Origin of the sequence: Streptococcus oralis subsp. oralis (genome assembly GCF_002096495.1) — a bacterium.
GTDB classification, from domain to species: domain Bacteria; phylum Bacillota; class Bacilli; order Lactobacillales; family Streptococcaceae; genus Streptococcus; species Streptococcus oralis_CU.
This window is the reverse complement of sequence record NZ_NCUO01000011.1, coordinates 1-23,810: the sequence shown is the minus strand read 5'-3', so window position 1 is coordinate 23,810 and position 23,810 is coordinate 1. Positions and strand designations below refer to the sequence as shown.

The 23,810-nt window shown below is 35.5% G+C and carries 21 protein-coding genes, 4 tRNA genes and 1 pseudogene; 18 read left to right on the top strand and 8 right to left on the bottom strand.

From position 1 onward, the window contains the following. Positions 1–19 precede the first annotated feature (19 nt). Positions 20–2,674: a YhgE/Pip domain-containing protein gene (locus B7717_RS03735; RefSeq protein ID WP_084944231.1), complete on the bottom strand. Its 2,655-nt coding sequence runs from the start codon at positions 2,672–2,674 to the stop codon at positions 20–22. 127 nt (positions 2,675–2,801) lie between these two features. On the opposite strand from B7717_RS03735, the gene B7717_RS03730 reads away from it, so the two are divergent. After that, on the top strand, positions 2,802–3,344 hold the full coding sequence (locus tag B7717_RS03730; RefSeq protein ID WP_000665080.1) for a TetR/AcrR family transcriptional regulator: 543 nt from the start codon (positions 2,802–2,804) through the stop codon (positions 3,342–3,344). A 35-nt stretch (positions 3,345–3,379) separates the two neighbouring features. Here the strand turns inward: B7717_RS03730 and B7717_RS03725 are convergent. The 7 genes from B7717_RS03725 to rlmH all read right to left on the bottom strand — a co-directional run bounded on the left by B7717_RS03725 (position 3,380) and on the right by rlmH (position 6,557). Continuing rightward, positions 3,380–3,453 (bottom strand) — tRNA-Asn (locus B7717_RS03725). Positions 3,454–3,458: 5 nt separating this feature from the next. Further along, positions 3,459–3,530, bottom strand: a tRNA-Glu gene (locus B7717_RS03720). A gap of 51 nt (positions 3,531–3,581) precedes the next feature. Further along, positions 3,582–4,334: a competence system response regulator transcription factor ComE gene (gene comE / locus B7717_RS03715; RefSeq protein WP_000866079.1), complete on the bottom strand. Its 753-nt coding sequence runs from the start codon at positions 4,332–4,334 to the stop codon at positions 3,582–3,584. Continuing rightward, positions 4,331–5,650 carry a competence system sensor histidine kinase ComD gene (gene comD, locus B7717_RS03710; RefSeq protein ID WP_000054555.1) on the bottom strand — a complete coding sequence of 440 codons (1,320 nt, stop codon included), beginning with the start codon at positions 5,648–5,650 and terminating at the stop codon, positions 4,331–4,333. The genes comE and comD overlap by 4 nt, the downstream gene beginning before the upstream one ends. A 20-nt stretch (positions 5,651–5,670) precedes the next feature. Next, positions 5,671–5,796: a competence-stimulating peptide ComC gene (gene comC / locus B7717_RS03705; protein WP_002874960.1), complete on the bottom strand. Its 126-nt coding sequence runs from the start codon at positions 5,794–5,796 to the stop codon at positions 5,671–5,673. A 164-nt stretch (positions 5,797–5,960) separates the two neighbouring features. Further along, positions 5,961–6,034: transfer RNA gene (locus B7717_RS03700), tRNA-Arg, on the bottom strand. A gap of 43 nt (positions 6,035–6,077) precedes the next feature. Continuing rightward, complete coding sequence (gene rlmH / locus B7717_RS03695; RefSeq protein ID WP_000694219.1) at positions 6,078–6,557, bottom strand: 23S rRNA (pseudouridine(1915)-N(3))-methyltransferase RlmH; 480 nt, start codon at positions 6,555–6,557, stop codon at positions 6,078–6,080. A 185-nt stretch (positions 6,558–6,742) separates the two neighbouring features. Here rlmH and B7717_RS03690 point away from each other — a divergent pair, with 185 nt between their 5' ends. The 17 genes and pseudogenes from B7717_RS03690 (at position 6,743) to B7717_RS03615 (ending at position 23,531) form a co-directional block, all read left to right on the top strand. Next, positions 6,743–7,939, top strand: coding sequence for a S1C family serine protease (locus tag B7717_RS03690; RefSeq protein ID WP_084944230.1), 1,197 nt, complete (start codon positions 6,743–6,745; stop codon positions 7,937–7,939). Positions 7,940–7,996: 57 nt separating this feature from the next. After that, positions 7,997–8,755: a ParB/RepB/Spo0J family partition protein gene (locus B7717_RS03685; RefSeq protein WP_084944229.1), complete on the top strand. Its 759-nt coding sequence runs from the start codon at positions 7,997–7,999 to the stop codon at positions 8,753–8,755. Positions 8,756–8,971: 216 nt separating this feature from the next. Continuing rightward, positions 8,972–10,333, top strand: a complete 1,362-nt coding sequence (gene dnaA / locus B7717_RS03680) for a chromosomal replication initiator protein DnaA (protein ID WP_000660625.1) — start codon at positions 8,972–8,974, stop codon at positions 10,331–10,333. A 158-nt stretch (positions 10,334–10,491) separates the two neighbouring features. Then, entirely contained in the window at positions 10,492–11,628 is a 1,137-nt protein-coding gene (gene dnaN / locus B7717_RS03675) for a DNA polymerase III subunit beta (RefSeq protein WP_084880301.1), read from the top strand. Between the two features lie 64 nt (positions 11,629–11,692). Further along, positions 11,693–11,887 carry a DUF951 domain-containing protein gene (locus tag B7717_RS03670; protein WP_000285183.1) on the top strand — a complete coding sequence of 65 codons (195 nt, stop codon included), beginning with the start codon at positions 11,693–11,695 and terminating at the stop codon, positions 11,885–11,887. A gap of 84 nt (positions 11,888–11,971) precedes the next feature. Further along, positions 11,972–13,087, top strand: coding sequence for a redox-regulated ATPase YchF (gene ychF / locus B7717_RS03665; RefSeq protein ID WP_084944228.1), 1,116 nt, complete (start codon positions 11,972–11,974; stop codon positions 13,085–13,087). Between the two features lie 72 nt (positions 13,088–13,159). After that, entirely contained in the window at positions 13,160–13,729 is a 570-nt protein-coding gene (pth, locus tag B7717_RS03660; RefSeq protein ID WP_084944227.1) for an aminoacyl-tRNA hydrolase, read from the top strand. Next, positions 13,730–17,233, top strand: a complete 3,504-nt coding sequence (mfd, locus tag B7717_RS03655; RefSeq protein WP_084944226.1) for a transcription-repair coupling factor — start codon at positions 13,730–13,732, stop codon at positions 17,231–17,233. A 57-nt stretch (positions 17,234–17,290) separates the two neighbouring features. Beyond that, a complete protein-coding gene (locus B7717_RS03650; protein WP_001234975.1) occupies positions 17,291–17,557 on the top strand; it encodes an RNA-binding S4 domain-containing protein in 267 nt (88 codons plus the stop codon). Beyond that, the gene (locus B7717_RS03645; protein ID WP_000041922.1) at positions 17,550–17,918 is read left to right on the top strand and encodes a septum formation initiator family protein; all 369 of its coding nucleotides are present in this window, start codon (positions 17,550–17,552) and stop codon (positions 17,916–17,918) included. Before B7717_RS03650 ends, B7717_RS03645 begins: the two co-directional genes overlap by 8 nt. A 4-nt stretch (positions 17,919–17,922) precedes the next feature. Continuing rightward, on the top strand, positions 17,923–18,045 hold the full coding sequence (locus B7717_RS09780; RefSeq protein WP_277619921.1) for an SP_0009 family protein: 123 nt from the start codon (positions 17,923–17,925) through the stop codon (positions 18,043–18,045). Continuing rightward, on the top strand, positions 18,038–19,306 hold the full coding sequence (locus B7717_RS03640; RefSeq protein ID WP_084880297.1) for a serine hydrolase: 1,269 nt from the start codon (positions 18,038–18,040) through the stop codon (positions 19,304–19,306). Before B7717_RS09780 ends, B7717_RS03640 begins: the two co-directional genes overlap by 8 nt. After that, a complete protein-coding gene (gene tilS / locus B7717_RS03635) occupies positions 19,303–20,580 on the top strand; it encodes a tRNA lysidine(34) synthetase TilS (RefSeq protein WP_084944225.1) in 1,278 nt (425 codons plus the stop codon). Before B7717_RS03640 ends, tilS begins: the two co-directional genes overlap by 4 nt. A gap of 4 nt (positions 20,581–20,584) precedes the next feature. Further along, the gene (hpt, locus tag B7717_RS03630; RefSeq protein ID WP_084944224.1) at positions 20,585–21,127 is read left to right on the top strand and encodes a hypoxanthine phosphoribosyltransferase; all 543 of its coding nucleotides are present in this window, start codon (positions 20,585–20,587) and stop codon (positions 21,125–21,127) included. Between the two features lie 15 nt (positions 21,128–21,142). Continuing rightward, the gene (gene ftsH, locus B7717_RS03625) at positions 21,143–23,101 is read left to right on the top strand and encodes an ATP-dependent zinc metalloprotease FtsH (RefSeq protein ID WP_084880294.1); all 1,959 of its coding nucleotides are present in this window, start codon (positions 21,143–21,145) and stop codon (positions 23,099–23,101) included. 42 nt (positions 23,102–23,143) lie between these two features. Beyond that, positions 23,144–23,392: pseudogene (locus tag B7717_RS03620) on the top strand (23S rRNA (uracil(1939)-C(5))-methyltransferase RlmD); the annotation flags it as partial. A gap of 67 nt (positions 23,393–23,459) precedes the next feature. Further along, positions 23,460–23,531, top strand: a tRNA-Glu gene (locus B7717_RS03615). Positions 23,532–23,810 lie beyond the last annotated feature (279 nt).

The window sequence follows — 23,810 nt, the reverse complement described above, 5'->3', positions numbered from 1 at the left end:
AATTTCTTGGCCAATCTTTTTAATCTTCTTCCATTTTCTTAGGTTGGTAAGCTAGCATACCTAAAGCAGTAAAGAAAGCTAGAGTTATAATAAGGAAAATCACTTGATGATGAATATTTCCTGTCATAGAGATTGTTTGTCGTAAGCCTGATACAGAATAACTCATTGGTAACCAAGGATTGACACCTTTGAAGAAATCATTTGTCAAAGCAAGGGGATAGGTCCCTGCACTTGATGCTAACTGTAATAAAAGTAAAATAAGAGAGAAGAAAGCTCCAATACGGCTATTCCAAGTTGTTAAAGCTGTCACCATAGACATGAAAGCTAAACTTGTGATTATAATTAGAATCAAGGTCCTCATCTCATGGTTCGCAGTCAATCCAATAAGATGGACACCTCCATAAACTAAAACACCTGCTAAGACAGCTATAATCCCATTTATTTCAGAACGAGACTTCAACCAAGCCCAACGGCTCTCTGGATGACGTCCAGAAGGCAACTTAGCAAAAATCATATTGGTAGATATAGCAGCAACAAAAAGAGCAACTGATATCATATAAGGAGCCATGGCAATCCCATTCACAGGAACTTGGTCGTTGTCTGTTTTTGAAAGAACTAGAGGTTCAGATAATGTTTCTGCATTTTTAGATTCTGTTGAAGCTGATTTGAGTTGATTATTAGCATTGCCTAATCCTTGTCCTAATGAATCAACTCCTGTCTGTAAATCTTCAAGCCCAGAGGTTAAGGTTGTTCCACCAGTTGCTAGTTTTCCAGCACCATCTGCAATCTTCATAGCGCCACTTCCTAGTTGGGATGCTGCAGAAAGTAACTGTGTTGATTTGTCTGTTAATTGACCAGAGCCAAATTGTAATTTAGTAATACCTGCTATCAGCTCTGGACTCTTATTATTCAATTGAGCAGAACCAGATGACAAACTTTCTATACCTGATACTAATTCTGGAGCTTTTCCAGCTAACGCATCTACTCCAGCTGTCAAGGTTGATGTATTTTCTGTCAACTTACTTGATCCAGAAACTAATTTATCTAGACTAGTTGTTAAACTTGTATTCTTTTCACTTAGTTGATTAGCACCAATAGAAATAGTATCCAGTCCTTTAGTATAGTTTACAACACCTTTTTCAATTGACTGACTTCCAGGAACTAACTGATTATTTACAGAAGTTTGTAATGTTGTAAATCCATTTGACAAGGTTGTCAAGGAGCTAGATGCTGCAGGTAAGAGTTGATTTGCTTTCGTCTGCACATCAGATAGATTAGATACTTGTTGTTCTGAATTCTCTATACTTTCTTTTAATCCTCCTACTGTCGTTAAAATTGTTTTTGCTGACTCAATAGTAGAATTAGAATTTTTAGAAATAGCTTCTGTCAGTTCTTTCTTTTGTTCCTCTGTAAGAGATTGATAAGTAGCTGTTGATTGAAGGTTAGCAATAGTTTTCTCTTGTTCTGTCTGACTTTTGGTCACAATATCCTGAGCAAGAGTTGTTAGATTTGGCAAAGCTTCTGACAATGTACTTTTCAGTTGAGTATTATCTGATATTGTAAGAGCTTGTAGTGTTTTATTTAGTTCTCCTAAGCTTGTTGCCAATTGCGCTATTTCTTCACTTTGTTGAGATGAGGACTCTAATTGGCTTGAAATTTCTTTAATACCAGTATTTAATTGCTCCATTCCATCCCTTAGTGTATCTGATTGGTTGGATAATTGACTTGTTCCGTTAGAAAGTTCTTTCACACTACTTGTATAAGCATTTACACCAACTGAAAATTGATTGAGACCTGTATCCAGTTGTGAAACGCCACCTGTATAGGACTTTATACCTGTATTTAGCTGATTTACACCTGTCACCAACTCAGGAGTTTTTGAAGATAATTGACCAAGTCCAGTGTCAACTTGTGAGACAGCATTTGTATAACTTTGTAAACCATTATTAAAAGTTCCTAAACCAATATGTAATTGCTCTGTAGCAGACACATAGCTAGATAAGCCTTTTGTAAATTGATCCGCTCCATTTGAAAAAGTTACACTTGAGTTAGCTAGAGTATTAAGATTTGTCGTCAATGTTTGACTTCCCGTTACCAACTGATCGGCTCCATTAGCCAATTGTTCACTTCCTTCAGCTGCCTTATTTATTCCAGACTTCAAATCATTCATTTTTTGAAATAAAGCCTTAGTGTACGTTTCAGTAACATTAGTAGAGACGGTTTGTTTTAATTGTGTCATTGCAGAATCACTCATCTTACTTGCAATAAAGCTATGCCCACTTGACGTCTGATAATCAATCTGCATCTGTTCAGGATGATTCGTTAGGATAGAAGTAGCTTTTTCAGATAGATCACTTGGTAAAGTCACTACCATGTAGTAGTCACCATCTTCTAGCCCTTTTTCCCCTTCCTCTTCATTAACAAAGTGAAAATCTAAAGCCTTATTTTCTTTTAAATTAGACACCATGTCTTCACCAATTCTCATTGTCTGTCCATTATAAGAAGCTTCCTTATCTTTATTGACAACTGCCACAGGTAACTCCGATACTTGACCATATGGATCCCACATGGACGATAAAAATATAATGTTGTATAAAGCTGGAATGAGAGAAATCCCTATCATTACAATGATAAAGGTCGGTTTTTTAAATATTGCTTTCCATTCTTTAAACATGTTTCCTCCTTTTTTACACATATTGTCTAAAATTTTGATATAATAGATTATACATCAAAAAATCTAAATTACAAGGTAAAAAATATTTTTTTAGACACATAGTCTATTTTGTTTACAAGGAGGAATTATGAAAGAAAGTAACAAACGTTTAAAAACAAAACGAATTATCGAAAATGCCATGGTTCAATTATTGATGGACCAGCCCTTTGATCAAATTTCTACTGTCAAGTTAGCAGAAAAAGCCGGAATTAGTCGTTCCAGCTTTTACACTCACTACAAGGATAAGTATGATATGATTGAACTCTACCAAAGTAAGCTATTTCATACCTTTGAGTATATTTTCCAAAAACATGCTCATCACAAAAGAGATGCTATTTTAGAAGTATTTGAATATTTAGAGTCTGAGCCACTCTTGGCTGCACTCTTATCTGAAAATGGGACAAAAGAAATCCAAAATTTCTTGAGAAATAAGCTTCACATTATGCTTAGCACCGACCTTCAGAAACGCTTTATGAAATTACAACTCACTCCAATAGAATTAGAATACAGCAGTATTTATCTAACAAATGCCCTATTTGGTGTTTGCCAGACTTGGATTGCTCACGGAAAAAAAGAAAGTCCGCAAGAAATGACAGACTTCCTTATGAAAATGTTAGGTGATGTCAACTAAAAAAGAACACCATTGGTGTTCTTTTTTTTATCTGACTCCGCCAGTAGGACTCGAACCTACGACATCATGATTAACAGTCATGCGCTACTACCAACTGAGCTATGGCGGATAAAATAGTCCGTACGGGATTCGAACCCGTGTTACCGCCGTGAAAAGGCGGTGTCTTAACCCCTTGACCAACGGACCATCTATCTGTAGCAGATATAACCATTATATCAATTTCTTACTAATTGTCAATCACTTTTTAGATTTTTTCTCTAGAATATCTTTTAGTTTGCGAACTTTCAAACGGGTAATCGGGCAACGATGATCTTCATAAAAGACAACTTCTAAATTCTTTCGATCAATTTCTCTCACATTTCCCACATTGACAAGGAAAGATTTATGGGAGCAATAAAATCGCTGGGTATGTTTGTCCTTTTCCTGAATATCTGTCATAGTTCCATAGAATTCTTTAGCAAAATTCTTACCAATAATCCGAAGTTTATGAGAAACTCCTGTGGTTTCGATATACAAAATGTCATGGTAAGGAATTTTCAAATCATTTCCCTTATAGTTGTAATCAAAATAGTCTACAACATCTTCGTTTTCAAGCAGCATACTCTTAGTGTAAAAAATACTCTGCTCGATACGTTTTTTGAACAATTCATCATTGATGTCTTTGTCTACAAAATCTAGAGCTGATACCTGGTATTTGTAAGTTAAGGTAGCAAATTCAGATCGACTGGTAATAAAGACAATAATAGCATAAGGATTGTGATGACGGATAAACTGAGCCACTTCAAAGCCTTTTTTCTCGATTCCATGAATATCGATATCTAGGAAATAAAGCTGGTTTACTTCATCATTTTCGATATATTCCTTAAACTCACGAACTTTTCCTGTTGTCTTATATGAAATAGGAATATTCGATTCTTCCGAGATTTCATTTAATATTCTCTCTAGTCTCACTTGATGTTCAATAACATCTTCTAAAATTAATACTTTCATTCGAATTCCCTCTTAAATCTAATAATTTGTCTAAATGTGTTGTCTTCCATCTCTGTTTCTAAAATAATGTTGTCATACTTATCTAAAATCTCCTTGACATTATTAAGTCCTAGACCTCTATTTCTTCCCTTGGTAGAGAAACCTAAGGCAAATAAATCCTCTGAAGGCGTCATAGTGATTTTGCATGAATTCTGGATAACTATAACTGTTTCAAAATCCATTTTAATGACTGCAACTTCCATTTGTTTCAAATAACTATCTGCAGCACCTTCAACAGCATTGTTTAATAAAATGCTCATGATACGAACAAGATCAAGTAAATCTATTGACAGTCTAGTAATGATATCCTTTACTTCCAATGTAAACTCTACATCATTTTTTCGTGCATAGACAATCGATTGAGCAATTAAACTTCGTAAAGCAGAGTCTTCTATATTATTTAAATCAAAGTAAGTATATTTTTCTGACCTCAATTTCTGATTTGCTTTTACTAAGACTTCATTGTAAACCCTGTTAATTTCTTGTAAATCTCCACTGTCAATCGCCATTTGCATGCTAACAAGCATCCCTGCATAGTCATGACGAAAACCGCGAATTTCATTATATAACTCCACAATTTCATCAGTATAAGTCTGTAAATGTTTTTGTTCAAATTTCTTTTGTTTTAGAGCAATCTCTTTTTCAATTTGAACCTTGTGAGAATTCATTGCAAAGAAAATCAATAACAAGCAAATAAAAACAATGGTTGATAAAATACTTCCGAAACTATTTAAATGATGAGTTGTACTTACTATATCTGAAATAAACAATAAGATATGTAAACCAAAGAAAGCAACTATTACTTTTTTTAAAAAAGGATACAGATAATCTTTATCAAAATAGGTAAGTTCTAAATGGAAATAAGTAATAATTTTTTTAATAATAAAATATGTTAGTAATAGTACTCCTAAATAAAACATCACTTCATGTTCTATCACAAAAGCATCACCTGTTATAGAGGATAGGGTTACTGATAAAAAAGTATGTGTACTATGATATAATAAAGACAATAGTAAACTGATAAACATTCCTTTATGCTTATCATACTTCTTTAAAACTACTATAGAAGTATATAGAATAAAAGGAAATATAAACTTTTCAATCCCTAACCCAGCTAATGAAATAAAGTCAAAGAAAAATTCAGCTACAGACTGATATACAAATATACAAGCTATAAATAAATATCTTTCTTTTTTAGTTACTTTACAAATTAATTCATAGCTTATTGTTAAAATAAAAATATGAAGAATAACTATTCCAAATCCTAATAAACTCATCCTATCACCCTATAATATTACTACTTTGTCCTATTTGAAAAAAGATGTTTAAAAAAGTAAGGTAGTCTTTTATCTCCACCTCGAATCTCCTGCAATTCTGCCTCTGTTACTTCTTTAAATTGTTCCAACTTTTCTGTATTTTTCATAATGAAATCTCCTGTATTATTTTTTCTTGTAAGTTAACTTACACACCTATTATACAAAATGAAGACCATGTAAGAAAAAATTCTTCCCAACTGTACATTTTTGCACCTGAAACGCACTTTTTTAAGAAAAAAGCTGGGATAAATCCCAGCTTCGCATCTAAAATTGATCCCAGCAGGATTCGAACCTGCGACCGTTCGCTTAGAAGGCGAATGCTCTATCCAGCTGAGCTATGAGACCTAACATGACCATTCTATCAAAAAACAAGAGCTAAGTCAATCTTCTATTTGTGGTAAGGAGAACCCTGTTGAATTGTAAAAGCACGGTAAATTTGTTCAACTAAAACCAATCTCATTAACTGATGTGGTAATGTCAGACGTCCAAAACTGACAGAAAGATTGGCCCTATTTTTTACAACAGGAGCTAGACCCAAACTTCCTCCAATGATAAAAGTAAGCGTTGAGTATCCTTTGATAGAAGCTTGCTCTAGTTGCTTACTAAATTCCTCTGAGGAGAGTGTTTTTCCTTCAATGGCTAGAACAACGACAAAGTCTCTTTCTCCAACCTTAGAAAGAATTCTTTCACCTTCTGTTTCCAAGATTTTTTGATTTTCTAATTCACTGGCTTTGTCAGGTGTCTTCTCATCAGTGAGCTCAATCATTTCTAATTTGGCGAAACGTGAAATTCGTTTGGTATATTCAGCAATTCCATCTTTAAGGTATTTTTCTTTTAATTTTCCTACTGTTACAATTTTTATTTTCATTCTTCTATTCTATCATATCCACACTTCATTTCACATCTTATACACACAAAAATCATTCAAAAATACAAGTGAATTCACAGAATAAAGCGAGTTATCCACAACTTGTGTAAAACTTTAAGCTTTTAAGTTTGGATTAAGTTAATAGGTTTATAATCTGAGTAAATAAATAACAAACGGAGGCGTTTATGAAACACTTACAAAAATTTTACAAAAAAGGAGTTAAAGTTCTAGCAATCATTCTAATCGGATTTTTAAGTGGTGCCTTAGGAAGTTTCGTAACATTACAACTTTATCAAAAACAAGGAAATCAAGCTACAAATAATAATTCTGGCACTGTCACTCAAACATCCTATAAGAATGAAAATTCAACCACTCAAGCAGTAAATAAAGTTAAGGATGCTGTTGTCTCAATCATTACTTATTCTTCTTCTAGCAGTAGACAAAGTAGTGTATTTAATGCTGACGACACTAATTCTGATTCAGACAATCAACAAATCGCAAGTGAGGGATCAGGTGTTATCTATAAAAAGGATGATAAAGATGCCTATCTTGTAACTAATACTCACGTTATCAATGGAGCTTCAAAAGTTGATATACGCTTAGCTGATGGTACCAAGGTTCCTGGTGAAATTGTCGGATCTGATACCTTCTCTGATATTGCTGTCGTTAAAATTTCTTCAGAAAAAGTTACAACAGTCGCAGAATTTGGGGATTCAAGTCAACTTAGTGTTGGAGAAACAGCGATTGCTATCGGTAGTCCTCTAGGTTCAGAATATGCTAATACAGTTACACAAGGGATTATTTCAAGTCTTAATCGAAATGTTTCTCTAAAATCTGAAGACGGTCAAGCTATTTCAACAAAAGCCATTCAAACAGATACAGCCATTAACCCTGGTAACTCTGGTGGTCCACTTGTAAACATTCAAGGACAAGTAATTGGTATTACATCAAGTAAAATTGCAAGTAATGGTGGGACATCTGTAGAAGGTCTTGGTTTTGCAATTCCTTCAAACGATGCACAAAATATCATTAAACAGCTTGAAAGTAATGGTAAAGTGACTCGTCCTGCTCTTGGAATTCAAATGGTCAATCTGTCAAATGTTGGAGCTAGTGATCTTAGAAAACTTAACATTCCAAGTGGCCTTACTTCAGGTGTAGTTGTTCGATCTGTTCAAAACAATATGCCAGCAAATGGACATCTTCAAAAATACGATGTCATTACCAAAGTTGACGACAAAGAGATTACCTCATCAACAGACCTACAACATGCTCTTTACAATCATGCTATCGGAGATACTATCAAAGTAACCTACTACCGTAATGGTAAGGAGGAAACAACCTCAATTAAACTAGATAAGAATTCTGGTGATTTAGAGTCTTAATTGACATCAGTGTAAAGAAAACTTTACAGAAAGTAAAAGATATGTTAGTGTAGAATCATGGAAAAATTTGAAATGATTTCTATCTCTGAAATACAAAAGAATCCTTACCAACCTCGGAAAGAATTTGATGTAGAAAAATTAAAGGAATTGGCTCAGTCAATCAAAGAAAATGGGCTCATCCAACCAATCATCGTTCGTCAATCTCCTGTAATTGGTTATGAAATCCTTGCAGGAGAGAGACGATATCGGGCTTCTCTCTTAGCTGGTCTTACTTCTATTCCAGCCGTTGTAAAACACCTCTCAGATCAGGAAATGATAATTCAGTCTATCATTGAGAATTTGCAGAGAGAAAATTTAAATCCTGTTGAAGAAGCACGCGCCTACGAATCTTTAGTAGAAAAAGGATTTACTCACACTGAGATAGCGGATAAAATGGGGAAATCTCGTCCTTATATCACTAATTTTATTCGTTTACTTTCCCTACCAGAATATATCTTAACTGAAGTAGAAAATGGAAAAATTTCTCAAGCGCATGCACGTTCACTAGTTGGTTTAGATAAAGAGCAGCAAGACTATTTCTTCCAACTAATCAAAAATGAAGATATTTCTGTGAGAAAGTTAGAAGAACTTCTTACAGAGAAAAAACAAAAGAAGCAAAAAAAAAGTGATTCTTTCATCAAAGACGAAGAAGATAAATTAAAAAAACTACTCGGTTTAAGTGTAGAAATTAAACTTTCAAAAAAAGATACTGGAAAGATTATTATCTCCTTTTCAAGTCAAGAAGAATACGATAGAATTATTAACAGCCTGAAATAAGGCTGTTCTTTTATTTTCTTAACCCACAAATTTATCCACTAATTTTTTTATCAAAAACCTTATTGAATCAAGGAAAGAGCTATTTATCCCCAACCTGTGGATAAATACTACTAACATTGTGGATTCTTTTCCACAATCTGTGGAAAATTCCTACTATCTATGGTAAAATAATTCTAGCACTAAACTACTAAAATCATAGTAAAGGAGGAAAAATAGTTGAAAGAAAAGCAATTTTGGAATCGTATTTTAGAATTTGCTCAAGAAAGATTGACACGATCTATGTATGATTTCTATGCTACACCTGCTGAACTCATCAAAGTAGAAGAAAACACAGCTACTATATTTCTACCGAGATCAGAGATGGAAATGGTGTGGGAAAAGCAATTAAAAGATATTATCATTGCTGCTGGTTTTGAAATTTATGATTCTGAAATCAAACCTCACTATATTTTCACTAAACCTCAGAGTACAGAATCTCCTCAAGTAAATGATACGAATAGTGTCTCTACTTACGATTACACACCTGCACTACCAACGATTCCCTATTCCGAAACAGGGTTAAAAGAAAAATATACCTTTGATAACTTTATTCAAGGTGATGGGAATGTTTGGGCGGTATCTGCTGCACTAGCGGTATCTGAAGATTTAGCTCTGACCTATAATCCTCTTTTCATCTATGGAGGACCTGGTCTTGGAAAGACTCACTTGCTCAATGCGATTGGAAATGAGATTTTGAAAAATATTCCTGATGCGCGTGTCAAGTACATTCCTGCCGAAAGCTTTATCAATGACTTTCTTGAACACTTGCGACTTGGGGAAATGGAAAAGTTCAAAAAAACTTACCGTAGCCTTGATCTCTTATTGATCGATGATATCCAATCTCTCAGTGGCAAAAAAGTCGCAACTCAGGAAGAATTTTTCAATACCTTCAATGCTCTTCATGATAAGCAGAAACAGATTGTCCTAACCAGTGATCGTAGTCCCAAACACCTAGAAGGCCTTGAGGAGAGGCTTGTCACGCGCTTTAGCTGGGGATTGACGCAAAATATCACCCCTCCTGACTTTGAGACACGTATTGCCATTCTTCAAAGTAAAACAGAGCATTTGGATTACCATTTCCAAAGTGATACTCTGGAATACTTGGCTGGCCAATTTGATTCAAATGTTCGAGAATTAGAAGGAGCAATCAACGATATCACTTTAATTGCCAGAGTGAAGAAGATTAAGGATATTACTATTGATATTGCTGCGGAAGCTATTAGAGCACGTAAGCAAGACGCCCGCCAGATACTTGTTATTCCAATTGAGAAAATCCAAACTGAAGTTGGTAATTTTTATGGAGTGAGTGTCAAAGAAATGAAGGGGACGAGACGAGTTCAAAACATCGTTTTAGCGCGTCAAGTTGCCATGTACCTAGCTAGAGAACTGACAGATAACAGTCTTCCAAAAATCGGAAAAGAATTTGGCGGAAAGGATCACACCACCGTTATTCACGCCCATGCTAAAATCAAATCATTGATTGACGAAGACGATAATTTACGTTTAGAAATAGAAGCAATCAAAAAGAAAATCAAGTAGCTTGTGGATAAGTTTTCCTTTCTTATCTTTTTTATCCACATTTTTTAAACAAGCTCCAAAGCTTGAATTTACTAAATAACACCCAGTTTTCCACAGAATTCACACACTCTATTATTACTATTAACTTTCTAATACTAAAAATAAATAAAGGAGAATCCATGATTCATTTTTCAATCAATAAAAATTTATTTCTACAAGCCTTAAATACCACAAAACGAGCAATAAGCTCTAAAAATGCTATTCCAATTTTATCAACAATCAAAATTGACGTTACCAATGAAGGAATTACTTTAATTGGCTCAAACGGTCAAATTTCTATTGAAAATTTCATTTCTCAAAAGAATGAAGATGCTGGTCTCTTGATCACTTCTCTGGGTTCGATTCTTCTAGAAGCTTCTTTCTTTATCAATGTGGTATCTAGTCTTCCAGATGTAACGCTAGATTTTAAAGAGATTGAACAAAAACAAATTGTCTTAACAAGTGGCAAATCAGAAATTACTCTAAAAGGAAAAGATAGCGAACAGTACCCACGAATCCAAGAAATTTCAGCAAGCACACCTTTGGTTCTTGAAACCAAACTACTCAAGAAAATTATCAATGAAACAGCATTTGCTGCAAGTACGCAAGAAAGTCGTCCAATCTTAACAGGTGTCCACTTCGTATTGAGCCAACACAAGGAACTAAAAACAGTTGCGACAGACTCACACCGCCTTAGCCAGAAGAAATTGACTCTTGAAAAAAATGGTGATGATTTCGATGTAGTAATTCCTAGTCGTTCTCTACGCGAATTTTCAGCGGTATTTACAGATGATATTGAAACTGTAGAGATTTTCTTTGCAAATAATCAAATCCTCTTTAGAAGCGAAAATATTAGCTTCTACACTCGTCTCCTAGAAGGAAATTATCCTGATACAGATCGTTTGATTCCAACAGACTTTAACACTACAATTACTTTTGATGTGGTTAATTTGCGTCAATCTATGGAGCGTGCTCGTCTCTTATCAAGTGCAACTCAAAATGGTACTGTGAAGCTTGAAATTAAAGGTGGAGTTGTTAGCGCCCATGTTCACTCTCCAGAGGTTGGTAAAGTAAACGAAGAAATCGATACGGAGCAGGTGATCGGGGATGATTTGACCATTAGTTTCAACCCAACTTACTTGATTGATTCCCTCAAAGCTTTAAATAGCGAAAAAGTGACCATTAGCTTTATCTCAGCAGTTCGTCCATTCACTCTTGTTCCAGCAGATACTGATGAAGACTTCATGCAACTCATTACACCAGTTCGTACAAATTAAGTGAAAGAGGTTGAGCCTAGCTCGCCTCTTTTATGATATAATCGAAAAAGAAAAGGAGAGTAGTATGTATCAAGTTGGAAATTTTGTTGAAATGAAAAAGCCACATGCTTGCACAATCAAGTCAACAGGAAAAAAAGCCAATCGTTGGGAAATTACACGTGTTGGGGCAGATATCAAAATCAAATGTAGCAATTGCGACCACCTTGTCATGATGAGTCGCCATGATTTTGAACGAAAAATGAATAAGATTATTGACTAAGAACCCTTAGTTAGAGAGTTAGCAAGTTTTCCCTTTTTGTGTTATAATGTTAGGGATTGAAATGAGAACGGAGAATGAGAAAATATGGCTTTAACAGCAGGTATCGTTGGTTTGCCAAACGTTGGTAAATCAACCCTTTTTAATGCAATTACAAAAGCAGGAGCAGAGGCAGCAAACTACCCATTTGCGACTATTGATCCAAACGTTGGGATGGTAGAAGTTCCAGATGAACGCTTACAAAAACTAACGGAAATGATTACTCCTAAAAAGACAGTCCCAACAACCTTTGAATTTACAGATATTGCAGGGATTGTAAAAGGAGCATCAAAAGGAGAAGGTCTAGGGAATAAATTTTTGGCCAACATTCGTGAAGTAGATGCGATTGTTCATGTTGTGCGTGCATTTGATGATGAAAATGTTATGCGCGAGCAAGGACGTGAAGACGCCTTTGTGGATCCACTTGCAGATATTGATACCATTAACCTAGAATTGATTCTTGCTGATTTAGAATCAGTTAATAAACGCTATGCGCGTGTAGAAAAGATGGCACGTACGCAAAAAGATAAAGAATCAGTAGCAGAGTTTAACGTTCTTCAAAAAATTAAACCAGTCCTTGAAGATGGAAAATCAGCTCGTACCATTGAATTCACAGATGAGGAACAAAAGGTTGTCAAAGGTCTCTTCCTTTTGACCACTAAACCAGTTCTTTATGTTGCTAATGTGGATGAGGATGTAGTTTCAGATCCAGATTCTATCGAATATGTGAAGAAAATTCGTGAATTCGCAGCGACAGAGAATGCTGAAGTAGTAGTTATTTCCGCGCGTGCTGAGGAAGAAATTTCTGAGTTAGATGATGAAGATAAGCAAGAGTTTCTTGAAGCACTTGGCTTGACAGAATCAGGTGTTGATAAGTTGACTCGTGCAGCTTACCACTTGCTTGGACTTGGAACTTACTTTACAGCTGGTGAAAAAGAAGTCCGTGCTTGGACCTTTAAGCGTGGTATGAAAGCTCCTCAAGCAGCTGGTATTATCCACTCAGACTTTGAAAAAGGATTTATTCGTGCAGTAACCATGTCATATGAGGATTTAGTGAAATACGGATCTGAAAAGGCTGTAAAAGAAGCTGGGCGCTTGCGTGAAGAAGGAAAAGAATATATCGTTCAAGATGGCGATATCATGGAATTCCGCTTTAATGTCTAATAATATTTAACAAATAGTGTCAAATAGGTTGGAAAAAAATTCCAACCCTTTTGGCTTTTGAAAGGAAAATAAATGACTAAATTACTTGTTGGATTAGGAAATCCAGGGGATAAATATTTTGAAACCAAGCATAACGTTGGATTTATGTTGATTGACCAATTAGCTAAAAAACAAAATGTCACTTTTACACATGATAAGATATTTCAAGCTGACCTAGCATCTTTTTTCCTCAATGGAGAAAAAATTTATCTGATCAAACCAACAACATTTATGAATGAAAGTGGAAAAGCGGTTCATGCTTTATTGACTTACTATGGTTTGGATATTGAAGATTTACTCGTTATTTACGACGACCTTGACATGGAAGTCGGGAAAATTCGTTTAAGAGCAAAGGGATCAGCAGGTGGTCATAATGGCATTAAGTCTATAATTCAACATATAGGTACTCAGGTATTTAACCGTATTAAAATAGGTATTGGAAGACCTAAAAAAGGCATGTCAGTTGTTCATCATGTTTTAAGTAAGTTTGATCAGGATGACTATGTGGGTATTTTACAGTCTATTGACAAGGTTGACGATGCTGTAAACTACTATTTACAAGAGAAAAACTTTGAGAAAACAATGCAGAGGTATAACGGCTAAATGGTGACTTTATTAGATTTATTCTCAGAAAATGACCAGATAAAAAAATGGCATCAAAATCTGATAGATAAGAAAAGACAACTAATACTTGGTTTATCAACTTCTACCAAGGCTCTTGCAATTGCAAGCAGTCTAGAAAAAGAAAATAAGATTGTGTTACTGACTTCAACTTATGGAGAAGCAGAACGAATTATCAGTGATCTTCTTTCCCTCTTAGGAGAGGAACTTGTCTATCCATTTTTGGTTGATGACTCTCCTATGGTAGAGTTTTTGATGTCTTCGCAAGAAAAAATCATTTCGCGGGTTGAGGCCTTGCGTTTTTTGAGTGATCCGTCTAAGAGAGGGATTTTAGTTTGTAATATCGCAGCGAGTCGGTTAATTTTACCCTCTCCGACTAGATTTAAAGAAAGTACTATAAAAATTGCAGTTGGCGAAGAATATGACCAACACGAGCTACTTCACCGGTTAAAGGAAATTGGATATCGAAAAGTTACTCAAGTACAGACACAAGGTGAGTTTAGTATTCGAGGAGATATTTTAGATATTTTTGAGATGTCTCAGTTAGAACCTTTCCGAATCGAGTTTTTTGGCGATGAAGTAGATGGTATTCGTACTTTTGAAGTCGAAACACAATTATCGAAAGAAAATCAGACAAACCTCACTATCTTTCCAGCTAGCGACATACTTTTGAGAGAAAAAGATTATCAACGAGGACAGTTAGCTTTAGAAAAGCAAATTTCAAAGACTCTATCACCAATTTTAAAATCATATTTGGAAGAGATTTTGTCAAGTTTTCATCAAAAACAAGTACATTCAGATAGTCGAAAGTTTTTATCTTTATGTTACGATAAAACATGGACTATATTTGATTATATTGAAAAAGATACACCAGTATTTTTTGATGATTACCAAAAATTGATGAATCAGTATGAAGCCTTTGAAAGAGAGTTAGCGCAATACTTTACAGAAGATTTACAGAATGGTAAAGCATTTTCTGATATGCAGTATTTTGCAGATACAGAGCAAACCTATAAAAAACAAAGTTCAGTTACCTTTTTCTCCAATCTCCAAAAAGGATTAGGAAACCTCAAATTTGATCATATTTATCAATTTAATCAATATCCTATGCAAGAGTTTTTTAATCAATTTTCTTTTCTTAAAGAAGAAATTGAGCGATATAAAAAAATGAACTACACCATTATTCTGCAGTCTAGCAATTCAATGGGAAGTAAAACATTGGAGGATGTTTTAGAGGAATACCAGATTAAATTGGATTCCAGAGATAAGTCAAGTATCTGTAAAGAATCTGTAAACTTGATTGAGGGTAATCTAAGACATGGTTTTCATTTTGTAGATGAAAAAATTCTCTTGATTACTGAACATGAGATTTTTCAAAAGAAATTAAAACGTCGTTTTAGAAGACAACATGCGTCAAATGCAGAGCGATTAAAAGATTATAATGAACTTGAAAAAGGGGACTACGTTGTTCACCATATTCATGGAATTGGTCAATATCTAGGCATTGAAACAATTGAAATCAAAGGAATTCACCGTGATTATGTCAGTGTTCAATATCAAAATGGGGATCAAATCTCCATCCCAGTAGAGCAGATTCAATTGCTGTCCAAATATGTTTCAAGTGATGGTAAAGCGCCAAAACTTAATAAATTAAATGATGGTCATTTTAAAAAGGCCAAGCAAAAAGTTAAGAACCAGGTAGAGGATATAGCTGACGATTTAATCAAACTCTATTCTGAACGTAGTCAGTTGAAGGGTTTTTCTTTCTCAGCTGATGATGATGATCAACATGCTTTTGATGATGCCTTCCCTTATGTTGAAACGGATGATCAACTTCGTAGTATTGAGGAAATTAAGAGAGATATGCAGAACTCTCACCCCATGGATCGACTTTTGGTTGGAGATGTTGGTTTTGGAAAGACTGAAGTAGCAATGCGTGCAGCCTTTAAGGCGGTCAATGATCATAAACAAGTTGTCGTTTTAGTTCCGACGACGGTGTTAGCGCAACAACACTATACAAATTTTAAAGAGAGATTCCAAAATTTTGCAGTTAATATTGATGTGTTGAGTCGCTTTAAAAGTAAAAAAGAGCAGGCAGAGACACTTGAAAAATTAAAGAATGGTCAAGTCGATATTTTGATTGGAACGCATCGTGTTTTGTCAAAAGATGTTGTATTTTCAGATTTGGGATTGATGATTATTGATGAAGAGCAACGATTTGGTGTCAAGCATAAGGAAACTTTGAAAGAACTAAAAAAACAAGTAGATGTCCTAACCTTGACAGCAACGCCAATTCCTCGCACTCTCCATATGTCTATGTTGGGAATCCGAGATTTGTCTGTTATTGAAACACCTCCGACCAATCGTTATCCAGTGCAAACCTATGTTTTGGAAAAGAATGATAGTGTAATTCGTGATGCTGTCTTGCGTGAAATGGAGCGTGGAGGCCAAGTTTACTATCTTTACAACAAAGTTGACACAATTGACCAGAAGGTTTCAGAATTACAGGAGTTGATTCCAGAAGCTTCGATTGGGTTTGTTCATGGACAAATGAGTGAAATTCAGTTAGAAAATACTCTACTGGACTTTATTGAAGGACAATATGATATTTTGGTGACAACTACTATTATTGAGACAGGGGTAGATATTCCAAATGCCAATACCTTATTTATTGAAAATGCAGACCATATGGGTTTGTCAACCTTATATCAGTTAAGAGGAAGAGTCGGTCGTAGTAATCGCATTGCTTATGCCTATCTTATGTATCGTCCAGAAAAATCAATCAGTGAAGTCTCTGAAAAGAGATTAGAAGCGATTAAGGGATTTACGGAATTAGGCTCAGGATTTAAGATTGCGATGCGAGATCTTTCGATTCGTGGAGCAGGAAATCTCCTAGGAAAATCCCAATCAGGTTTCATTGATTCTGTTGGTTTTGAATTGTATTCACAGTTATTAGAGGAAGCTATTGCTAAACGTAACGGCAATGGGAACAAAAGAAGCAAAGGAAATGCTGAGTTGATTTTACAAATTGATGCTTATCTTCCTGACAATTATATTTCTGATCAACGACATAAGATTGAAATTTACAAGAAAATTCGTCAAATTGACAACCGTGTCAACTATGAAGAATTACAAGAAGAGTTGATGGACCGTTTTGGGGAGTATCCAGATGTGGTGGCCTATCTTTTAGAGATTGGTTTGATCAAGTCATATTTGGACAAGGTATTTGTAGAACGTGTGGAAAGAAAAGAAAATAAGATTACAGTTCAATTTGAAAAAGTCACTCAACGGCTATTCTTGGCTCAAGATTATTTTAAAGCCTTATCCGCAACTAACTTAAAAGCAGCCATAGCTGAGAATAAGGGATTAATGGAAGTTGTATTTGATGTCCGAAACAAGAAGGATTATGAAATTTTAGAAGGGCTGATGATTTTTGGAGAAAGTTTACTAGAGATAAAAGAATCAAAGGAAGCAAATCCCATTTAACATTTTTCTTCTATAAAAAGGATAAAAATGGTACAATAATAATTTGAGGTAATAAAAATGAGATTAGACAAGTATTTAAAAGTATCACGAATTATTAAGCGCCGCACAGTCGCAAAAGAAGTAGCAGATAAAGGCAGAATCAAGGTGAACGGAATCTTGGCCAAAAGTTCAACGGATTTGAAAGTTGATGACCAAGTTGAAATTCGCTTTGGAAATAAGTTGTTGCTTGTTAAAGTACTAGAGATGAAAGATAGTACAAAAAAAGAAGATGCAGCAGGCATGTATGAAATTCTCAGTGAAACACGGGTAGAAGAAAATGTCTAAAAATATTGTACAGATGAATAATTCTTTTATTCAAAATGAACATCAACGTCGTCGTTACCTGATGAAGGAGAGACAAAAACGAAATCGTTTTATGGGTTGGGTCCTTATTTTGATGATCTTGTTGTTTATTTTACCAACTTATAACTTGGCCCAAAGCTATGATCAGTTACTGCAACGACGTCAGCAATTAACAGAGTTGAAAGAGCAGTACCAAACTCTTAGTGATGAAAAGGATAAGGAATCCGCCTTTGCTGCAAAGTTGAAAGATGAAGACTATGTAGCAAAGTATGCACGCGCCAAGTACTATTACTCAAAGAAACGAGAAGCAATTTACACAATTCCTGATTTGCTTCCGAGGTAATGTCATGGAAAATTTATTGGAAGTTGTTGAGCAATTTTTAAGTTTATCAGATGAAAAATTAGAGAAATTGGCAACTAAAAACCATTTATTACGATTACAAGAAGAAAGAGAAGAGAAGAATGCGTAAGTTCTTAGTAGTTTTATTGCTACCTGCTTTTATCATAACCTCAAGAGTAGTTAGCACAGAAAAACAGCTTCCTTACTCTTCACAAGAAATTTATTATCTAACCGAGTCTGATTATGGATTCTACTATAAAGAAACTCTGGAATCCCCAATGGTATATGGAGAAACAGCTGTCTATGCTAATGAGGATCTTGTCAAGGAGTCTGGTAAATTGACTCCTGGAACCACTTTTAAAATAGTAGAATGGCGTTTGAATAGACAAGGTGTTCCTGTTTTTAAATTAGATAATCACCAGTTTATCCTTGCAGATAAGCGGTTGGTCTATGATCAAAGTCAAGTTCAAACTCAAAATAGACAAGTATGGTTGGAGCAGGGGTTTGTTATCTATAACAGCCCTTATGACACTAAAGAAATTTCTTCATCCCTCTCTCCCTATCAACGCGTAACGGTGGATAGAGCTCTCTTTGCTGAGGGACAAGAATTTCTTCATATCAATCAAGTTGGGTGGGTATCAAAAGAGTTCACCTCAGAAGAAGACAATCGCATCCAGAAGGTTCAAGAAGTTTTATCAAACAACTATCAGAATGAAAATTATTCTATTTATGTTAAACAACTGAGTACAGGTAAAGAGGCTGGGGTGAATGAAGACAGCAAACTTTATGCAGCTAGCATCTTGAAACTAGCCTACCTTTATTACGCTCAAGATAAGATAAATCAAGGGGAATATACGCTAGACAGTAGCTTCAAGTATATCCCAGAAGTAAATAGTTTCCCTGGGTCCTATAAACCAGAGGGTAGTGGCAGCTTACCTAAAAAAGAAGATAACAAAGAATACAGTCTTCAACAGTTAATTACCAAGGTAACAAAAGAGTCTGACAATGTTGCTCATAATATTTTAGGTTATTACGTGACCAATCAATCTGACGGAGCTTTTAAAGAAAAAATGTCCACTATTATGGGTGAAGATTGGGATGTGAATGATAAACTGACTTCTTCAAAAATGGCTGGAAAGGTCATGGAAGCTATTTATAATCAGAATGGTTTTGTCTTAGAGTCTCTAGGTAAGACCGATTTTGACAACCAACGAATCGCAAAAGGTGTTTCGGTTAAGGTAGCTCATAAAATTGGAGATGCCGATGAGTTTAAACATGACACTGCCATTGTCTATACGGATTCTCCTTTCGTTCTTTCCATTTTCACCAAAAATTCTGATTATGATACTATTGCTAAGATAGCTAAGGATGTCTATGAGGTTCTAAAATGAGGGACCAGGATTTTTTAAATCATTTTCTCCGAAAAGAGTATTTCAAAAAACATTCGAAAGTCTTATTAGCTCTGTCTGGTGGACTGGATTCGATGTTTTTATACCATCTATTGTCTACTTATCAAAATGAGTTGGGAATTGAGTTGATTGTAGCACATGTCAATCACAAGCAGAGAAGTGAGTCTGACTGGGAGGAAAATGAACTAAGGAAGTTAGCTGATGCAGCTGAACTTCCTATTTATATCACAAGCTTTTCAGGAGACTTTTCAGAAGCGCGTGCTCGAGAGTTTCGTTATGATTTTTTTAGGAAAATCATGAAAGAAGTTGGAGCGACTGCCTTGATTACTGCCCACCATGCAGATGATCAGGTTGAAACGATTTTGATGCGCTTGATTCGAGGAAGTCGGCTAGGTCATTTAACAGGAATAAAAGAAATTCAAGTAGTTGATAATATTGAAATCATCCGTCCCTTGTTGCCTTTTCATAAAAAGGACTTTCCACCAATTGTTCATTTTGAAGATAAAACAAATCAGGAAAATACCTATTTTCGCAATCGTATTCGGAATAGGTATTTACCAGAACTTGAAAAAGAAAATCCTCGTCTTAAATCCGCCCTTTTAGATTTTGGAATGGAAATTTCAGATTACCAAGCAACAATAACAGAGCTTTCGAAACAAATTGATGTGGAAGATTTGAATGAGCTATTTTCATACTCTCAACAAACTCAAGGAATCTTGCTCCAGAACTATCTTAATCAATTTCCAGACTTAAATCTGACGAAGGCTCAGTTTGATGAAGTTCGACAGATTTTAGCAAGGAAAAGCCAGTATCGTCACCCATTGAAAAATGGTTATGAATTGATAAAAGAGTATCAGAATTTTCGAGTTTGCAAAATCAGTCCACAGGCTGATGAAAAGGAAGATGAACTTGTGTTACACTATCAAAATCAAGTTCGATATATGGGCTATTTATTTTCCTTTGGTATCCTTATTGAAGGGGATTTTGTTCAAAAAGTAACGGTTTCACGGGAAACATCTGTACATATTAGATGTCGAAAACCTGGCGATGTTATTACCCTAAATGGTCATCGAAAGAAATTGAGACGCTTATTTATAGATTTGAAAATCCCTATTGAAAAACGAAAAACAACCCCTATTATTGAGCAATTTGGAGAAATTGTCTCAATTTTAGGAATTGCGACCAGTGATTTGAGTAAAAACACGAAAAATGATATAATGAACACTGTAATTTATATAGAAAAAATAGATAGGTAAAAAGATGTTAGAACACGATATTAAAAAAATCCTCGTTTCACATGATGAAATTACAGAAGCAGCTAAAAAGCTAGGTGCGCAACTAACAAAAGAATATGAGGGGAAAAATCCAATTCTTATTGGAATTCTGAAAGGATCAATTCCTTTTATGGCTGAATTGATCAAACATATTGATATGCATATCGAGATGGACTTCATGATGGTATCTAGTTACCATGGTGGAACAGCAAGTAGTGGTGTCATCAATATCAAGCAAGACGTGACTCAAGATATCAAAGGAAGACATGTTTTATTTGTAGAGGATATCATTGATACAGGTCAAACTTTGAAGAGTTTGAGAGATATGTTTATTGCAAGAGAAGCAGCTTCTGTTAAAATCGCGACTTTGTTGGACAAACCAGAGGGACGCGTTGTTGAAATTGAAGCGGATTACACTTGCTTTACTATTCCAAATGAGTTTGTAGTAGGTTATGGTTTGGACTATAAAGAAAATTATCGTAACCTTCCTTATGTTGGAGTATTGAAAGAAGAAGTTTATTCAAATTAGAAAGATCTATCTTTAATGAAAAAACAAAATAATGGTTTAGTTAGAAATCCATTTCTCTACTTGTTAATTATCTTCTTCCTAGTGACAGGATTCCAGTATTTTTACTCTGGAAATACTGCTGGACGAAGCGAAAAAATTAACTATACAGAACTGGTAAAAGAAATTACAGCAGACAATGTAAAAGAATTAACCTATCAGCCAAATGGCAGTATCATTGAAGTGTCTGGTGTTTATAAAAATCCTAAGACTAGTAAAGAAGAAACAGGAATTCAATTTTTCACTCCTACAGCTACAACAGTAGAAAGATTCTCAAGTACTATTCTTCCATCTGATTCAACAGTTTCAGAATTGCAAAAACTTGCTTCTGAACATCAGGCAGAAGTAACAGTCAAACATGAGAGTTCAAGCGGTATGTGGATCAATATCCTTGTCTCTGTTGTGCCATTTGCTATTCTTTTCTTCTTCCTATTCTCTATGATGGGAAATATGGGAGGAAATAGTGGCCGAAATCCAATGAGTTTTGGACGTAGCAAGGCCAAAGCTGCAAATAAAGAAGATATCAAGGTACGATTCTCAGATGTTGCTGGTGCCGAGGAAGAAAAACAAGAATTAGTAGAAGTTGTTGAATTCCTAAAAGATCCAAAACGATTTACCAAACTTGGTGCACGTATTCCTGCAGGAGTTCTTTTGGAGGGACCTCCGGGAACAGGTAAGACCTTACTTGCTAAGGCAGTTGCTGGGGAAGCAGGTGTTCCATTCTTTAGTATTTCAGGTTCTGATTTTGTAGAAATGTTTGTCGGAGTTGGTGCAAGCCGTGTTCGTTCTCTTTTTGAGGATGCAAAAAAAGCAGCGCCAGCCATCATCTTTATCGATGAAATTGATGCCGTTGGTCGCCAACGTGGTGTCGGTCTTGGTGGAGGTAATGATGAACGTGAACAAACCTTGAACCAACTCTTGATTGAGATGGATGGTTTTGAGGGAAATGAAGGAATCATCGTTATCGCTGCGACGAACCGTTCAGATGTTCTAGATCCAGCTCTTCTCCGTCCAGGACGTTTTGATAGAAAAGTCTTAGTTGGTCGCCCTGATGTTAAAGGTCGTGAAGCAATCTTGAAAGTTCACGCTAAAAATAAACCTCTGGCAGACGATGTTGATTTGAAACTAGTTGCCCAACAAACACCAGGTTTTGTGGGAGCCGACTTAGAAAATGTTCTAAACGAAGCAGCCTTAGTTGCTGCTCGTCGCAACAAATCAATCATTGATGCTTCAGATATTGATGAGGCAGAGGACAGAGTAATTGCTGGACCATCTAAGAAAGATAAAACAGTATCACAAAGAGAACGTGAATTGGTTGCTTATCATGAGGCTGGACATACCATTGTTGGTTTAGTCTTGTCAAATGCCCGTGTTGTTCATAAAGTTACCATCGTACCACGTGGACGTGCAGGTGGTTACATGATTGCACTTCCGAAAGAGGATCAAATGCTTCTATCTAAAGAAGACATGAAAGAGCAATTGGCAGGTTTGATGGGTGGTCGTGTAGCTGAAGAGATTATCTTTAATGTACAAACGACAGGAGCTTCAAATGACTTTGAACAAGCCACACAGATGGCGCGTGCAATGGTCACTGAATACGGTATGAGTGAAAAACTTGGCCCAGTTCAATACGAAGGTAATCATGCTATGTTTGGTGCACAAAGTCCTCAAAAATCAATTTCAGAACAAACAGCCTATGAGATTGATGAGGAAATTCGTTCATTATTAAATGAGGCACGAAACAAAGCTGCTGAAATTATCCAATCAAATCGTGAAACCCACAAACTGATTGCAGAAGCATTGTTGAAATACGAAACATTAGATAGTACACAGATTAAATCTCTTTACGAAACAGGTAAAATGCCTGAGACAGTAGAAGAGGAATCCCATGCATTATCTTATGATGAAGTAAAATCAAAAATGAGTGAAGAAAAATAAATTTAGAGAGGTTTAACCTCTCTTTTTATGTTCTAATGGAATGGCTATCGAGCATATACATTGATAGTCGACCCTCCTCGTACAGGTTTAGATGATAAGCTGTTGGAAACCATTCTGACCTATGTTCCAGACAAAATGGTCTATGTATCCTGCAATGTTTCGACCTTAGCTCGAGATTTGGTTAAACTAGTAAAAGTCTATGACCTCCAGTATATCCAGTCGGTCGATATGTTTCCCCACACTGCACGAACAGAAGCAGTGGTTAAGTTAGTGAAGAAAAGAAAAAATTAAACTCACTGAAAAAAGTTCTTGACAAAGGTAAAAAAGTAGGTATAATAGAAAGAGTTGAAAAGCTCAAGGTCCGTTGGTCAAGGGGTTAAGACACCGCCTTTTCACGGCGGTAACACGGGTTCGAATCCCGTACGGACTATGGTGTATTGCGGTTAGAAAAAACTTGAAAAAAGTTTAAAAAATCTGTTGACAGAGGCAGGTAGCTGTGATATACTAATATAGTTGTCGCTTGAGAGAGATTGAGTGACAAAGACCTTTGAAAACTGAACAAGACGAACCAATGTGCAGGGCACTATAACTGAGGTTATAGTACTGAACAATGAAAAAAACAATAAATCTGTCAGTGACAGAAATGAGTGAGAACTCAAACTTTTAATGAGAGTTTGATCCTGGCTCAGGACGAACGCTGGCGGCGTGC